This window comes from Caldithrix abyssi DSM 13497 (genome assembly GCF_001886815.1).
GTDB classification, from domain to species: domain Bacteria; phylum Calditrichota; class Calditrichia; order Calditrichales; family Calditrichaceae; genus Caldithrix; species Caldithrix abyssi.
Genome location: NZ_CP018099.1, coordinates 2150195 through 2167122, shown reverse-complemented (window position 1 = coordinate 2167122; position 16928 = coordinate 2150195). Strand labels below are relative to the sequence as shown.

Genomic DNA, 16928 nt, shown 5'->3' with positions numbered 1-16928 from the left:
CTAAAAACCGCCGCCCGTCAGCAATTGTTCGTACAACCGGATATGATTATCAACCATACGATTAAAAGAAAATTTTTCAACAGAAGGGCGGGCATTGCGCGCCAGACGTTTACGCAAAGCTTCATCCTGCAACAGGCGCAGTAATGCGTCGGCCAGAGCCTGGTCATCGCGCGGTGGAACCAGCAGCCCGTTCTTTTCGTCTTCGATCATCTCCCCGATACCCCCTGCCCTGCTGGCCACCACCGGCAGACCGCAGGCCAGAGCATCCAGCACGGACGTACCTAACCCTTCTTTGTACGAAGAAAGCGCAAACACATCAAACAATGCGTAAAAACGATCCAGATCCGACCGAAAGCCAACAAAGCGGAAACGATCGCCAAGCCCCAGCCGCCGCTGCAACCCTTCTAACTGCGGACGGTCGGCGCCCTCTCCCACGGCGCAAAAACTGACACGCGGATAGCGTTTGACAACCAGAGCAGCCGCCCGTAATAAAGTCGGATAATCCTTGTGCCCCACCAGCGCCGCAACCGTACCGACGACTAAATGTTCGCGCGGAATACCAAGCTCTTTTCTTAAATCTTCGGCCGGTTGAGCTTTAAAACGATCTGGATCGATGCCGCTGTAAATCACGGATAATTTCGCGGGATTCACGCCATCGGCCGTTAACACATTAGCGATGTTTTCAGAAATACAAACGATTCGATCGATCAGACGATTATTGTACTTCAATGCCCCAATCAGCGGTTTTTTTACGGAGAAATCCACCCTCCGAGAGGCAATCAATTTGACGGAAGGCCGTAAAAGTTTTATAAGCAGCCCCAGCGAAAGGGCGTGAGAAGAATGGGCGTGTAAAATATTAACCCTGTTTTCGCCAATAAAGCGAGCGATTTTACGCGCAGCCTGTAAATCCCAGCCATGACGCACTTTCACCTCTAAAAATGGCAGCGCGTTCTTACGGAAATAGTCGGTTACCTTTGCCGTAGGAGGAGCGACAAGCGCCGTATTAATGCCGGCCCTCAACAATCCATGCACCAGATAGGCGATTTGCTGCTGTCCGCCGCGCCACTCTAACGCTGTTTCCAGATGTAAAACGTTTATTTTAGTCTTTTTTCCCATAGTTTAATGTACTTTAAATAAATGCCAAAAGCCGAATTAAAACAGAGAACAAATCCGATCCGGCCGTCTAAAAAACCTCCTTTAAGAAAATACATTTTAAGGAATTTGAAAAAAGCGCGGGCCACACTCCCTAAAATCGTCGCCTTTTGAGCATGCTCCCCCACGGTCAAATTAGTGTAGCGATCCATCTTTTGAATGTGAGAAGAAATGGTCGGATAGGTGTAATGCAACAAAGGCTCCTGAATATATTGCACCTGGCCGTTAAATTCAACGGATTCATGCACCTCGCGGTCGTTAAAATTTCCGTTTTGCCGATTAAAAAGGCGCAGCGGATAATCCTTTTGCCAACCGGCATGTTTAACCGGACGTCCCAGATAAAACGCCTGACGTTTGATGCGATAGGCAACCGTGGCATCGGGATTTTTGAGAATGGATTGAATCTTTTGCTTAAGTTGCGGCGTTACTTCCTCGTCCGCATCGATGGACAAAATCCAATTGTTGGCGGCCTGTTCCACGGCAAAATGTTTGGTTTTGCCAAAACCAAGCCATTCACTTTTTACAACTTTTGCGCCATGGGTCTCACAAATCTCCACCGTCCGGTCGCTTGAACCGGAATCCACCACCACAATTTCATCCACCCAATCCAGCGATTTTAAACAACGCCCAATATTCCGCTCTTCATTAAAGGTAATAATAACTGCCGATAATTTTTCCATCTTTAAAATTCCAGAACTTTAATGTCATCTTCGCCAAAAGTTTTGTCCAGTCCGTACTCCGCCCTGTAATGCCCGGCCTTGATTTCCTGCTGCCGTTTTAAATAGTATTTCTGATTCACACGCTGCCCGTTCGTATGGTACGGCAGATGGTAAAGGTGCAGGGGAAATTGATCATAAAAGGGATTGAAGCCCACCACGCCGCTGGCGTACAGGCGGCGACCAAGATCATCATCCTCGTTGCCCCAGCCCTGGTATCTTTCATCGAATCCGTTCACTTTTAAAAGAGCAGCTCTGGAAATGGCAAAAATCCCTCCCCTTAATTTGGGGCGCGTATCGTTACGCAAAATAAATTTTCGCAAATAAAAATAAAAGCGATCCTTTTTAAATTGTTTGCGGATTTTTTTTAACTGCTCTTTGTTTAGAATGTGTGAATAATCTCCCTGCCGAATATCCGCCTCTGTCAGTCGTTGCGTTTGCGCCTCGCTCAGCCGTACCGGATAAGAAACCACAAACATCCCCGGCTTCCAGTTTTCATAATACGTTTCCAGGTATCTGCGCGTCCCCACCACGTCTTGATCCCAGAACACTAAAAAATCGTTTTCGGCGACACGGATGCCATTATTCTTACAACGCGCCAGACGAAAACCGCGATCTTCCTGGATTACCAGTTTGATTCTAAAGTCAAATTGAGGCACCAGCTCCTGCACCACATCTACAATCGGTTCCTGCGAGCCGTCGTCTGTTATGATGACTTCTGACGGCAACACAGACTGATGCTGAATGGAAATCAAAGCCTTCTTTAAATAATCCAATCGATTGTACACACTAATAATGACCGAAATCGCTTGCACAAATCCCCTTCAGTATTAAAATTTGAAATTGAATTTAGCGGATTTAGACCTTGTTTACAAATTAAGAAACTCTAATCCGGTAATACAGGAGCCTCGAAAAAGTTCAAATAGAACCTACAGACCATTTCGCATTTCGCCTTTTGCGAACAGCTAAATCGGTAATCCATTGCCCCAATCCGTTTTGAAGCCATATTTTTAAAGATTTTTCAAAAACTCCGTCACGCGTTCACAACTCTTTCCGTCCCTGAACAGCCAAAAACGATTCAGCAGTTGCTCGTATTTTTCGTTAATGGTCAAACTTTCAATGGAAGCAACAACCTCCAACAAAGCGCCAAAATCCCCAACAACCGGACCTGGAAGCGTCTCTTGATAGTCGAAATACATTTCCCTGTTGCGCAAATAGTCTTCCAGATCAAAAGGATAAAAAATGATCGGTTTTTTGAGCAACATGTAGTCAAAATAAATCGAAGAATAATCGGTGATCAACCCATCGGTAAATGGCAAAAACGGATACAGGTCGATTTTGGCCGGCATTGTTTTTATGTGACTTAAATCCCTGAATGTTTTCAGGCTGGAGTCGTTGGGATGAAGCTTGATGAGCAGCAAAGCATTTTTCAATTTCAAAGCATCATTGAGTTGTTCAACGTTCGGAAAAGCCTTTTGCATAAAATTCTGGCGATCGTCGCGCCAGGTAGGCATGTAGAGAATTACACGTTCATAGGCCGCAATCTGTTTCAGTAGCGCATTTAACGCCTTGCTTTCGTATTGTTGAATATGTTTTTTGATTTCCTCTTTGCTCTTAAAAAAAATGTCTGTGCGCGGATAGCCCAGGGGCGGACACTGAGCGGGCGAAACACGAAAGGCGGAGGCAAACAGTCGGCTCACATCCTGTGAGGTGGATAAAACAAAATCCGGTCGTCTGTAAAAATACGGTTTAAAAATTCTATTGTACCAGCTTCTTTTTTGGTAGCGTTTGGCCAGCGGCCCCGTCGAAATATCGAATTCAATCTTTTTTAAGGGAATGCCGTGCCACAGGTTAAAAACGACAGCGCCCCCGGAAGTCCAGAAATTAATGTCATCTACATACGCGCTGATCAGATAAAATTTGGCAATGAGTCCATAGTAAAATGCCTTTAAACTCCATTTATCAAGCACGGGCAAATTCTGTTCTTTTAAGTATTGGATCAACTCCGCTTTTTCGCTAACAAAAAAAGCTTTGATTTCCGGATGGTGTTGCGTTACATGTAAAAAAAGATATTTGGCATTGTCCAAAAAAGCATGATTCATCGGTGCAAACAGCCAGATATCCGCACTGCGCCTGGTGAGCTTCGAAATCCAGTACAGGGGATACAATAATAGAGCCCTGATCTTGTGGGATTTAAAAATTCCTGCAGGCATATTACTCAAGGTCTTTCAAAATTTGTTCCAGTACGTCGATGGCTTCACGCAATTTAGCGGGTTGAATTTCCAGCAGGCCTTTTAACGAGTTTTTCAACTGGCTGGAAGACACGCCCTGGGTGCGAGGCAAATAAACCACTTCACAAATATTTTGTAAATCGTCAAATTTACCCTGCCAGTCGGCGCCCATTACCAGCACATCCACTGCATATTTTTCAATATCTCTCGCCTTCTGTTCCCAGCTATCTTCAGGAATAACTCGATCAACGTAACGAATACTTTGTACAATTTCGGCACGCTGCTCATAGGGAATAATGGTCTTTTTCCCCTTGATGGCATTAAAGGCATCTGTAGAGACACCGACAATTAAATAATCGCCCAGCTCTTTTGCACGTTTCAATAAGCGCAGGTGGCCCACATGAAACAGATCAAATGTGCCATAGGTGATAACCGTTTTCTTCTTCATTTTGTGTTAAATGCTCCGAAACATATTTTGTAACAGGCTTCCGTAAATAACATGGAAATTTATGAGGAATTTTAATTATATTCAATAGAGTTCAGCAAAATATACTGTATGTTCCCCAAAATTTGGAGAATAACAAAATGTTTGCTAAATACGATTATCAACTCCGCCCCCTCTCCCGATAGGCGGTATTTGAGACTGACAGATATGTACATGCTGAAGAACTCTACTATCCAAACTATAAGGAGGTAACGAAAATGTCGTTGTTTGCTTTATTCCAGGCCGTCTGTCTTATCTGGATTTTAAGTGAAATTCTGCTGGGACGTTTGACCTACCATAAACCCGAAAAGCAAGAACGGGATAAAAGAAGTTTAAAAATGATCTGGATAACCATCATTATTTCCATTCCGGCAGGCGTGTTTTTGGGGTTGCAGAACTTCGGGCGATTTCCTTTACCGGGGAAAATAAGCATTGGAGTGGGCACCTTTTTAATAGCCGTAGGCCTGACCATTCGTTGGCTGGCCATTTTGACCTTGCGCCGCTACTTTACCAGTAATGTGCAAATACTAAAAGACCATCAAATTGTGTCCTACGGCTTCTACAGTCTCATTCGTCACCCGGCCTACGCCGGAAGTTTACTATCTTTTTTGGGACTTGGCCTGGCGTTTAACAGCTGGCCCGCTTGTATTACGATTTTTGTGCCCGTTTCTCTGGCTTTCCTTTATCGAATTAAAGTGGAAGAAGAGGCGCTTCTAAAAGCCTTCGGTAAAGAATATGACGCGTTCAGGCAGCGCACCAAAAAACTGATCCCTTTTATCTATTAATTTCACAGCCATCCTTCAACCTTTTTTTCAAACTGGCCTGTACTTTCAATTTTATTCTGACGCTTGAGCCTCAAACTCATCCTCTACCTGTTTTATTGGTGGAGGGTGGCGTTTCTTCCTTTTGCGATAAGCTTCCGATTTAAATTGAACCCCCTGGCGAAAAAACATTTCTCCTTTGCCGGATGAGACCAGAGGATGGGGCCTTGCATCTTAATTCTTGCTTCACTTTATCAAACTTTTATTTTGCCTTTAACGACAAAATTTTTAACTTACCCCACTTAAAAATGAAAAAAACGAGGGAACGTAAGCATGTCTGCAGAGAACAACAAAAAACCGACCAATTTCATCAAACAAATCATCGACGAAGACCTGGCCAGCGGCCGGTTCGACCGCGTCCATACGCGTTTCCCGCCTGAACCCAATGGCTACCTGCACATAGGGCATGCCAAATCTATTTGCTTGAATTTCGGCCTGGCTGAGGAATACAACGGCAAATGTAATTTGCGCTTTGACGACACCAATCCTTTAAAAGAAGATCAGGAATACATCGACGCCATCATCGAAGATGTGCGCTGGCTGGGTTTCGACTGGGAAGATCGCCTGTTTTATGCATCCGATTATTTTGAGAAGATGTACGAATACGCCGTACAACTGATTAAAATGGGCAAGGCCTATGTGGATGATCTTTCTGCGGAAGAGATAAAGGAGTATCGCGGAACGCTTACCAAACCGGGCAAAGAAAGCCCATATCGCAATCGCAGCGTGGAAGAGAACCTGGACCTGTTCGAACGCATGCGCAAAGGCGAATTTAAAGACGGCGAAAAAGTACTGCGCGCTAAAATCGACATGCAATCTGGCAACCTGAATATGCGCGATCCGGTCATGTACCGCATCATTCATGCCAGTCATCCACGCACCGGCAACCAATGGTGCATCTATCCCATGTACGACTGGGCGCACGGTCTGGAAGATTCCATTGAGGGCATTACACACTCCATCTGTACCCTGGAGTTCGAGGACCATCGTCCGCTGTACGACTGGTTCCTTGATCAATTGGGAGTATTTCATCCGCGGCAGATCGAGTTTGCCAGATTGAACTTGACGTACACCGTAATGAGTAAACGCAAATTGCTGCGCCTGGTGCAGGAAGGCTATGTTTCGGGTTGGGACGATCCGCGCATGCCGACCATCTCTGGTCTGCGTCGCCGCGGTTACACCCCGGAGGCCATTCGCGATTTTGCCGATCGCATTGGCGTGGCCAAGTCCAATAGTGTGGTGGATTTCGCCCTGTTAGAACACTGCCTGCGCGAAGATTTAAATAAACGCGCCGAAAGACGCATGGTCGTTTTAAATCCGCTTAAGGTGATTATTGAAAATTATCCCGAAGACCAGGTAGAAGAACTTGAAGCCGAAAATAATCCGGAAGACCCTGAAGCCGGCACCCGCAAAGTACCTTTTTCAAAAATCATCTACATCGAACGCGAGGACTTTCGTGAAGAAGCGCCTAAAAAATGGTTTCGCCTGGCTCCCGGTAAAGAGGTGCGGCTTAAACATGCCTACTACATCACCTGCCAGAAAGTAATCAAGGACGAAAACGGCCAGGTGGTTGAACTGCGATGTACCTACGATCCGCAATCACGGGGCGGATGGACGCAGGACGGCCGCAAGGTTAAAGGAACATTACACTGGGTTTCGGCCGAACATGCCGTGCCGGTTGAGATTAGACTGTACGAACAATTATTCTTAAAAGAAGACCCGGAAGATGTGGAAGAAGGACAGGATTTCACGGCCAATATCAATCCCAATTCACTGACGGTTATTAAAAACGCGCTTGCTGAACCGGATTTGAAAAAGGCCAAAGCCGGCCAACGCTACCAGTTTTTACGACAGGGTTACTTTTGCGCCGACCTTAAGGATCATTCGGCCGAACATCTTGTTTTTAACCGCACGGTTACCCTACGCGATAGCTGGGCAAAAATTGAAAAAAAGTTAAAATAACCGCGTGAAAAGACGCCCCTTACCATGGTTTAATACGCTAAGGGGCGTTTTCTCTTTCTGTCGCCGAATTTCAGGCGCAGGTTAGGTTTGATAAGCTAAAAAAAGTTGTTTGATTTTCTAAAAACACATACTTTTAAAGATTAATTCGAAATACGGAATAAAACTGGATTAACCCTTGTTTTTAAAGTAAGCTTAAATACCAATTTTGAGAATCCCCCTCTGTCGGAAGAAGAGTCGCCTGTTTTTTAACTTTTATTGCTCATCTTCCGAAACGGTCGGATCAGAATAATAAAATTAATAGGTAATTTCGTATCAGTACAACAAACCACTTAAGGAGGTACAATGCGTTTGCTTCTCTTAACTCTATTTACTGTAGCGCTTCTTTTTGCGCAAGATAACCCCAAAACCGGCTGGCAAAAAGAGATGGCGGGCAATTTGAATTTCACACAAACTAATTTTGACAACTGGCAACAGGGCGGCGAAAACGCATGGGCCTGGCAATTAAACATTAACGGAAAGTTCACCAACATTCAGGAAAAATTCGACTGGAGCAATACGATTAAAATCGCTTACGGAAAAACCAGAGTGGGAGACGCGGGCTCAAAAAAATCGACCGATGAAATTCGCCTGGAAAGTGTTTACACGTACAAATTAGGGCTTTATGTCAATCCGTTTATTTCTTTTAGCGGAGTAACGCAGTTCACCAGAGGATATGAATACACCGAAGAAGGCGCGGTAACCATTTCAGAATTCATGGATCCGGGCTATTTTACGCAAACATTGGGCATGGGATATGCGCCAAACGTCCATATTAAAACACGGCTGGGCGCTGCGTTTAAAGAAACCGTCACCAAAAAATATGCAGATCGTTATGGGCAGGGCGAAAAAATGCGCGTGGAGTACGGCGCTAATTCCGTAACCGACCTGAGTTTTAAGTTTGCGGAAAGAATCTCTTACACCGGAAAAATTGAGCTGTTCTCCAACCTGAAGCGCTTTAATGAAATCGATATCAACTGGGACAACCTGATCGTCTCGCAAATCTCCAAATACATTACGGTCAATTTTAACGTCAAAATATTTTACGATCGGGATATTAGCAAAAAGCGTCAATTACAGGAAGTGCTGGCTGTGGGGCTGACCTACACCTTTTTTTAAAGCGTAAAAAATGCCCGGCAAGGCTAAAAATTCAATTTTAAATTCAAAGACAAAACCGGCACAAAATGATCAAAAATCCCGGCCGAAGCGGGTCCAGTCAGTTTCCGATATTTAAATTGGATTTTCATCCGCTCCTGTTCAATCAGCCAGTCGCCATGGGCAATATCAAAGGCATAGCCGGCTGCATTTAAAAAGAGGCCGGTCATAAAAAGGTAAAAATTGTCATCCATTTCTTTCAGCACATCCAGGGTTAGCTGCTTGGCATCGTTCCATTCACGGTAAATCGCGGCCGCGCTTAATAAAACGCCCACAGAGCGCGCGCCGCTGATGCCGTAAGCTAATTTATTGTGCCGGGCATAATAATGCACATATCCCGGAACAAAAACGGCGATCATCATCCGTTTCCAGGTTAACTCCCTGTTCAGCATTGCGAATTCTTCATACGTCATGCTGTCCGGCAATGCAGGAATGGCATGCAATCGGGATGACTGCAGTGAAATTTCCTGGGCAGATGCCGTTCCAATCACTACACATAGCGACAGGAAACAGATGATTTTTTTCATGGCGCGCTCCTCTCCGCAAAATCATGTTTCTTCTTCCTGCACCTGATTTCTGTCCATTGTCGAACAAACAGGTAAAAACCTTGAGTTCGCTTTAAATGTCATTTCTAACGAACAGAGAAATCTTTATTTTTTCCACTAATCCAAGGCACAGCATAGCCGCAACTAAAAACGAACCACCAAGAGCGCAAAGAAGCCACAATGCGCATAAAGATTTTTTCACGCAAATCCTTCTGTACAGCGTCAGCTGAAAAGGGAACGCCAGGGTCGAAAAGAAAAATAGAACTGTATCTCAACATGTAAGACGAAAACTAAGCAAATCGGCACGATTTGCTCCCCTTCTCTTTTTTAAAGAGAAGGGGCTGGGGGATGAGTTTTTAAAACAGCGTAAAAATTTTCGCACGCTAAGGCACTAGATCTTTCGAAGGAAGTAAACTAAGGCAACACAGCCGCAACTAAAAACATTTTTGCAGGGATTTACGCCACCACTGAGAGCACAGAGAAGTTGCAAAAGGGCGTAAAGAAAAAGAATGTTTAAAATTAAAAATAGTTTTTGTTTCCATTAATTGCCATCCCCCAGAAAAAAAGTCTGGGAAAGGAGGAAGCTCTGTACGTGGACAGTTTTTCTCTACGGTGTAATGGATACCTGCGTTCTAATGAATGATACGTCTTTGTGTCAGGAATATTCTGGGCAGGTCTCTTAGCCTACAGAGTGGAATGAGGAATGACATTTCGCCCCCCATTCAACCATTCAACCAATCAACTAATCAACTAATTAACCATTCGCTGCAAGAGCAAACTCATCTTTTTTTAAATCATGCGGCTTTCTAAAATTCATGTTTGGTCGCCACGGTTCTGGTTTCAAAAATCACCTGCAAAGCCATCACAATTGCGCCTCTTAAACTGGCCCGCTCGCCTAGCGCTCCTTTTACGATTTCTGTGGAAAAAAAAGGAACTTCACCAGCGCGCGCCTGTATCTGATCCACGACTTTCTGAAATAAGTAATCATTATGCTCTACCACTCTACCGCTTAAAATGAGTAATTCAGGATTGATCACTTTAATCAAAATGGAACAGGCCATACCTAATAAATAAGCAAATTCATCTAAAATATCTTTAATTTCCGGAAAAAATGATTTTGATTTTAGAATACGCGGGAAGTTCATCCGTTTAAGATCGCCGCGCCCCGAAAGCCTACTCAGGATCACTTCTTCCAGATAGGCATCCGACAAAATATCGCCAATGTATTTTTGACCTTTGTACAGATTGGGTAGTCGTTGCGCCAGTTCACAAAACCGATCCAGTTCCAGATAGCCGATTTCACCAGCTCCGCCGCTATGGCCCTGTAAAAGCTGATTATTAATGATCAACCCGGCGCCAACGCCCTCTCCAACCCATACACAGACGATATTAGATTTTTCTTTACCTGCTCCCAGAATGCTTTCGGCCAGCGAAATGACCTTAACGTCATTTTCAATGAAAACAGGCACATTATAGCGCTGCGAAAAAATCTCAACCAGGGGCACGTCATCCCAACCGCGTAAAGTATCGGCAAAACGCAACTTCCCTTTTTCGTAGTCGATTAATCCGGGAATCCCTATGCCAATGGATATGATTTGCTCTGCTTTAATGCCGGAATCTTTTAACAACCACTCAATTTTGGCAAAAATTTTGTCCAGCACGCTCTCAGGCAAGCTCCCCACGCGCATCTTAAATTTGGTAAAATTCAACAATTCCGCCTCGATATTGGCCAGCGCGATTTGAATTTCTCGACGTTTAAAGACAATACCGATAACATAATGGTTTTCCGGATTGAGCTTCACCAGCGAAGGGCGTTTTCCGCCGCGACTGGTCGATTCTCCCTTGCCAACATCAATAACAAAGCCCGCCTCAACCAGGCGGTTGATGATGTCAAACACGGCGACTTTAGACATATGAACGCGACGCGCCACTTCTATCCGGGCAATGGGACCTTCGTTGCGGATAAGATTCAGGATTTGTATTTCGTTCAGTAGTTTTATTAATTGTGTATCTGCTTTTTTGAACATTTCGACCTCATGCAGTTTCAGCCCCGGACAAAAAATTTTTGTGCAATTTGTCCCAAAGTTAGTTAACTTACATTACTCAATGTGTAATAAATATACGTATTATTTTTTTAAAAATAAAGTTAGAAACAAAGAAATTTTAGCTTTATGGAAACTTTTCAAATTATAGCCGTCATTCTAATTTTTATTTTATCGGCCACCGCCATGTTTTTCAGAAAAATTCCCGCGCTCATTGCCCTGCCGCTGATGGCCTTTTTTATTCCTCTGGTAAGCGGCGTTGATCTGAATAGCACCTTACAACTGGTTATTGGTCAGGGCGCGTTAAAATTGCACAATGCCTACACCATTGCCCTGTTTGGCAGTATGTTAAGTGTTTTTTTGCAGAAAACCGGCGTGGCCAACAACTTAATAAAGTACGGCGCGGAACTGGCCGGCGACAGTCCCTGGGGCATCTCGCTGCTCATGCTCATCTTAATTACGCTGCTTTTTACAACCCTGGGCGGTCTGGGCGCCATCATTATGGTGGCCACCATTGTTTTGCCCATCCTTTCCGCCATTGGACTCAGCCCGCTCACCGTTGCCGGCATCTTTTTGATTGGTCTCTCTATGGGCGGCATTTTAAATGTGGGCAACTGGGCGGTTTACATCGATGTGATGAATCTAACGGTTGATCAAATTCGACCTTTTGCCCTGCTCATGTTCCTGAGCACCTTTTTAATGGCCATCATCTACATTACTGTTCAACTGTACCGTGACGGACAGCATTTACCGTTAAAAAAAATCATCCGTAACAGTCTTTTAATAATTGCTCTGATCGGCGGCGGTTTTGCCATTTACGGAATGATCCCGCCCGCACAACAACAACAGCTTGCTACATGTACTGCACACCTGTTACGCATTTTACGATGGGCAACAGCTTCGTTTCTGGTGATCGCCTTCCTGCTTTCGCTTCAATTTGCTTTCTTTAAAAAAAAGGACAGCGAAAACAAAATTTTCTGGACGGCCTACCTCAGTCCCCTGCTGCCTCTGCTTTTAATTTTAATTTTTGAAATGAATTTCATTGCGGCCTTTATCTGCGGTTTAATTTTCTGTTATTTTGCCACCTATCGCAAAGGGCATTTAAACACCTTTGTGGGCGCCATGCTGGAAGGCGGCGGGGTGGTGATGCCGGCTGTTATTTTAATGCTGGGCATCGGTATGTTGCTCAACGCCATCATGGGGCCGGGAGGCGCTTATTCTGGCACATGGCCGGTGCTGCGCCTTTTGCAGCCTTTCATGGCTGCGCTGGTTCCCTCCAACGGACTTTTTTATGTTCTCCTTTTCGGGCTGGTTGCGCCGCTGGCCTTGTACCGCGGGCCGTTAAACGTGTGGGGCATGGGCTATGGACTGGCGGCGGTTTTTCTGGCCAGCGGCATGAATCCGGGCGCAGTGATGGGTCTGTTAATGGCCGTCGGCCAGGTGCAGGGCATCAGCGATCCCACCAACACGCACAATGTGTGGTTGGCCAATGAAATGCAGGTGGATGTACAAAAAATCCTGTGGAATACTCTACCCTATACCTGGGCTGTGGCTTTTATCGGCTTAATCATTTCGGCAACAATGTTTTATTAAGGCAAAATAAAGAATGGAACGGCAAAAAAATCAGCGAAAAATTAAAATCGGCATCGACGTGGGCGGCACCTTTACGCACGCCGTGGCGATCGATATTTCCGACTACAGCTTGCTGGGCAAAGCCTGTGTGCCCACCACGCATCGGGCAAAAGAAGGCGTGGCAAAGGGCGTAATCGATTCTTTACAACTCGTTCTTAAAAAGGCCGACATTCATCCCGATGAGGTGGTTTTAATCGCCCACTCTACCACTCAGGCCACCAACGCTCTGTTAGAAGGCGACCTTGCGCCGGTGGGTATTATTGGTATGGGCAAAGGCCTGCAAGCCCGGCTGGCCCGGCGTGAAACACGGCTTAAAAATCTTGAACTGGCGCCCGGTAAATTTTTGCAAACCTTTCATCGTTTTTTAAATACCGATTCCCCTCTCTCCCGCCAGCTCATCAAAAAAACGGTGCAAGAACTCATCGAGCAGGGCGCGCAGGTCATTGTGGCCAGCGAAGCGTTTGGCGTGGATCATCCCCAAAACGAATTGCTGGTGAAACAGATTGCCGAAGAGTTGGGCTATTTGGCCACGGCGGCCAGCGAACTGACCAAATTGTACGGTCTGCGCATTCGAACGCGCACGGCCGCCATTAACGCCGGCATGTTGCCCAAAATGCTGGAAACCGCCAACCTCACCGAAGAAGCAGTGCGCAAAAGCGGTATTCAAGCGCCGTTAATGATCATGCGCTCCGACGGCGGCATTATGGATATTAACGAAATGCGTAAACGTCCCATTTTAACCATGCTTTCCGGACCTGCGGCAGGCGTGGCCGCCGCCCTGATGTATGTAAAAATTTCCGACGGAATTTTTATCGAAGTGGGCGGCACCTCAACCGATATCTCAGTTATCAAGCATGGCAAACCGCAGGTAAAAACGGCCAGCGTAGGCGGCCATCGTCTCTATTTAAAAACGCTCGATGTGCGCACGCTTGGTATTGCCGGCGGTTCCATGCCTCGTCTTTCTGCAAACCGCATTACCGATGTGGGGCCGCGGAGCGCGCACATCGCCAATTTACACTACGTCTCATTTGCTGAAGACGATTCTTTTGAAGAATTTGAAATCGTCCCCTTTCAGCCCCTGCCCGGTGACCCGCAGGACTATTTTTACGTCAAACCGCCCAACACGCAAAAACGGTACGTCATTACGCCCACCGGAGCAGCGAATTTTCTGGGGCTGGTTAAGGACATCGGCCACGGAGCTGCCAACGTCAAAGCTTTGAACACCTTTTTTAAAGTTTTTGCCCAAAAGCTCGGGCAATCTGCAGAAAACATTGCCCGCCAGATTCTGACCATTGCCGCCGACAAGATTAAACCCACCATTCGCCAGCTGATCCGTGAATACAAGCTGGACACCGATCTCATCCGGTTGGCAGGCGGAGGGGGCGGCGCACCGGCCCTTGTGCCCTTTACAGCAGCGCATCTTAACCTGCCCCATGCCATCGCTCAAAACACCGAAGTGCTTTCAGCCATTGGCGCCGCGCTGGGCATTATTCGCGATACCGTCGAGCGAACGGTAATCAATCCCACAGAAGCAGACATCCTATCCATTCGCCAGGAAGCCATGGAAAGCGTTCAGGCCATGGGCGCCGTACCGGAAAGCATTGAAGTAAGCGTGGAAGTGGACGCGCGTAATAAGCGGTTGATTGCCATTGCCACCGGTTCTGGCGAACTGCGCATGCGCGATTTGCAACTGAAGCCGAAGTCAGACCAGGAGCTTCAACAACTGGCGGCCACGCTTCTACACTGCCCCAAAGAAGACGTTCAGCTAAAAGCAAAAACCTCGCAACTACTGGCATTCACCACGATCAGAACCCAAAAACGTCTCTTTGGACTTTTTAAACACCAATACCAGAGCGTGCGCGTACTGGATCGCGAAGGCGTGGTGCGTTTGCAAATCAACGATTGTCAGGTGGTTCAAACCAATGTCGATAAAGTTCGCGAGCAGATAAATGAAATGATGAAAGCGCAAACCACCTTTGGCGACGCCGGCCCGCTGCTTCCGGACATTTTTCTGCTGGTGTCGGCGCGCATCATTGATTTCAGCGGATTGATTGAGCCGGGTCAGATATCTGCGTTGGTGGACGCTGAACTAAAGCAGACGCCGGCCGATGAAACAGTCGTGCTTATCGGAGCCAGAAAACAATGAAAAGCGCAAACGAACGCGTCCTTAACCTGGATGCCCTGCGAGGCTTTGCCATTTTGACCATGGTCCTGGCAGGAACCATCCCCTACACCGGCCTGCCGGCATGGATGTATCACGCACAGCTTCCTCCGCCGGAACGGATTTTTAACCCCAACCTGCCTGGTTTTACCTGGGTGGATCTGGTCTTTCCGCTTTTCCTGTTCTCTCTGGGGGCGGCCATTCCCCTCGCTCTGGAAAAGCGTTTAACACGCCAGTCGCTGCCCCGCGTGGGTTTGCACATTGTGGAGCGCACCTTTTTATTAGCTTTCTTTGCCATTTTTCTGTTTCATGTGCGTCCGCACATCATCGATCCCCAACTTACGGTCCAAGCCTGGCTGCTGGCGCTGCTGGGTTTTGCCATCATGTTTGCCATTTTTGTTAAATTGCCCGAACACTGGCCCTTTCAATTTCGTTTGGTTTTTAAACTTTTTGCCTGGCTGGCGGCGCTGCTTCTTTTATTCCTTCTTCGCTATCCGGACGGTTCCGGTTTTTCGTTGTATCGATCGGATATCATTATCATTGTGCTGACCAATGTCTATTTTTCCGGCTCTGTCATCTGGCTTTTAACGAGGAATAATCTGCTTGTACGCCTGGGCGTGCTGGGCGTTTTATTGGCCATTCGTCTGGCGCACACCGAGCCCGGATGGATTCAGTGGCTATGGGAATTTCGCCCCCTGCCCTGGCTGTACAATCTTTATTACCATCAATATCTGTTTCTGGTCATTCCCGGAACCATTGTTGGCGAAGCCATGCTTGAGTGGCGGAAAAATCTTAAAACAACAACAGCGCCTCTCTTTAGCCGCCCCGCATGGCATCCATTGGGCGTGGGGCTTATCATGCTTTTAATTTTAACGGTTAACCTGATTGGATTGCAGGCCCGATGGCTCTGGTTCAATCACCTGAGTACTTTTATTCTGCTTTCAGGCGGATGGTTATTATTAAAAAACGGCCAGACGCCCACCGAAAATTTTTTAAAAAAGATTTTTCTCTGGGGCTGCTACTGGATGATTTTAGGTCTGGTGTTTGAACCTTATGAAGGCGGGATCAAAAAGGACCATCCCACCATGAGCTACTACCTGGTTACGTCCGGCCTTTCCATTTTTTTACTCATTGCTTTCACCATTTTTGAAGCGCTGTTTAAACGCCCTTTCTGGTTAAAATTGCTGGCGGGCAACGGCCAGAATCCGATGATCGCTTACGTGGGGTTTGCCAACTTTCTGTGGCCGATCCTGGCCTTAAGCGGACTGGCTTCTTTGTTCGATCAGTTAACCTGCGCTTCGCCCTGGCTGGGATTTATTAAGGGTCTGCTTTACACCGCTACTGTGGCTTTGGGCGTTTATTGGCTAAGTAAACATAAAATTTTCTGGAAAACCTGATCTTTAGCGGGCGAAAGCGGAAAAAGGCGTTTTGCTGAAATTGCTTGTTTCGAAGCCGTAATGGTTGATTAGTTGAATGGTTGAATGGTTGAATGGTTGAATGGGGGCCAAAATGTCATTCCTCATTCCACTCTGTAGGCTAAGAGACCTGCCCAGAAAATTCCTGACACAAAGACGTATCATTCATTAGAACGCAGGTATCCATTACACCTTAGGGAAAAACTGTCCACGTACAGAACTTCCCCCTCTCCCAGACTTTTATTCTGGGAGAAGGGGAATTAAAGGGGGTGAGGGCCACTCCGGACATTTTCTGCCACCGTTGGGCAAAAAAAGTGTAAGAGTGTAAGAGTTTAGAAATTATGAGATAGTTTTTGAACCTTGATTAATATGATTACAGGATTAACTTGATTCTTTTTTTCACTCGTGAACGTTCACACTCAAATTTAAGGCGAAATTTTGTAGGCACAAAAAGCAAATCATGGAAATCCCGAAATCAAGTAAATCATGGTTCAAAATTGAATGGTCGGCGGCCTGTCATTTCTTCCCGCTTTTGCACGAAACTGACCAGCGCGGGAATCTTTTACACCGTTGGAA

13 protein-coding genes are annotated in these 16928 nt (G+C 46.2%); 6 read left to right on the top strand and 7 right to left on the bottom strand.

Features of this window, described 5'->3' with window-relative positions; all coding sequences use genetic code 11:
- The 5 genes from Cabys_RS19635 to tagD form a co-directional block, all read right to left on the bottom strand.
- Entirely contained in the window at positions 1-1116 is a 1116-nt protein-coding gene (locus Cabys_RS19635) for a glycosyltransferase (RefSeq protein WP_006929921.1), read from the bottom strand.
- A complete protein-coding gene (locus tag Cabys_RS19630; protein ID WP_006929920.1) occupies positions 1095-1832 on the bottom strand; it encodes a glycosyltransferase family 2 protein in 738 nt (245 codons plus the stop codon). The genes Cabys_RS19635 and Cabys_RS19630 overlap by 22 nt, the downstream gene beginning before the upstream one ends.
- A 2-nt stretch (positions 1833-1834) precedes the next feature.
- Positions 1835-2683, bottom strand: coding sequence for a glycosyltransferase (locus tag Cabys_RS08475; protein ID WP_006929919.1), 849 nt, complete (start codon positions 2681-2683; stop codon positions 1835-1837).
- A gap of 195 nt (positions 2684-2878) precedes the next feature.
- Positions 2879-4081: a CDP-glycerol glycerophosphotransferase family protein gene (locus Cabys_RS08470; protein ID WP_081475095.1), complete on the bottom strand. Its 1203-nt coding sequence runs from the start codon at positions 4079-4081 to the stop codon at positions 2879-2881.
- 1 nt (position 4082) lies between these two features.
- Positions 4083-4547 carry a glycerol-3-phosphate cytidylyltransferase gene (gene tagD, locus Cabys_RS08465; protein ID WP_006929917.1) on the bottom strand — a complete coding sequence of 155 codons (465 nt, stop codon included), beginning with the start codon at positions 4545-4547 and terminating at the stop codon, positions 4083-4085.
- A gap of 254 nt (positions 4548-4801) precedes the next feature.
- Here tagD and Cabys_RS08460 point away from each other — a divergent pair, with 254 nt between their 5' ends.
- From Cabys_RS08460 to Cabys_RS08450, 3 genes are all read left to right on the top strand, one after another.
- Entirely contained in the window at positions 4802-5368 is a 567-nt protein-coding gene (locus Cabys_RS08460; RefSeq protein ID WP_006929915.1) for a methyltransferase family protein, read from the top strand.
- A gap of 309 nt (positions 5369-5677) precedes the next feature.
- Positions 5678-7366, top strand: a complete 1689-nt coding sequence (locus Cabys_RS08455) for a glutamine--tRNA ligase/YqeY domain fusion protein (protein WP_006929914.1) — start codon at positions 5678-5680, stop codon at positions 7364-7366.
- A 342-nt stretch (positions 7367-7708) separates the two neighbouring features.
- Entirely contained in the window at positions 7709-8521 is an 813-nt protein-coding gene (locus Cabys_RS08450; protein WP_006929913.1) for a DUF3078 domain-containing protein, read from the top strand.
- 23 nt (positions 8522-8544) lie between these two features.
- Here Cabys_RS08450 and Cabys_RS08445 read toward each other — a convergent pair whose 3' ends face one another.
- Entirely contained in the window at positions 8545-9084 is a 540-nt protein-coding gene (locus Cabys_RS08445; protein WP_006929912.1) for a hypothetical protein, read from the bottom strand.
- A gap of 824 nt (positions 9085-9908) precedes the next feature.
- A complete protein-coding gene (locus Cabys_RS08440) occupies positions 9909-11129 on the bottom strand; it encodes an ROK family transcriptional regulator (RefSeq protein ID WP_006929911.1) in 1221 nt (406 codons plus the stop codon).
- 144 nt (positions 11130-11273) lie between these two features.
- Here Cabys_RS08440 and Cabys_RS08435 point away from each other — a divergent pair, with 144 nt between their 5' ends.
- Genes Cabys_RS08435 through Cabys_RS08425 form a run of 3 tightly spaced genes read left to right on the top strand, consistent with a single transcriptional unit; the run spans position 11274 to position 16334 of the window.
- Positions 11274-12737, top strand: coding sequence for a hypothetical protein (locus Cabys_RS08435; protein ID WP_006929910.1), 1464 nt, complete (start codon positions 11274-11276; stop codon positions 12735-12737).
- Positions 12738-12750: 13 nt separating this feature from the next.
- Positions 12751-14922: a hydantoinase/oxoprolinase family protein gene (locus tag Cabys_RS08430; RefSeq protein WP_006929909.1), complete on the top strand. Its 2172-nt coding sequence runs from the start codon at positions 12751-12753 to the stop codon at positions 14920-14922.
- Complete coding sequence (locus tag Cabys_RS08425) at positions 14919-16334, top strand: DUF5009 domain-containing protein (protein ID WP_006929908.1); 1416 nt, start codon at positions 14919-14921, stop codon at positions 16332-16334. Before Cabys_RS08430 ends, Cabys_RS08425 begins: the two co-directional genes overlap by 4 nt.
- Positions 16335-16928 lie beyond the last annotated feature (594 nt).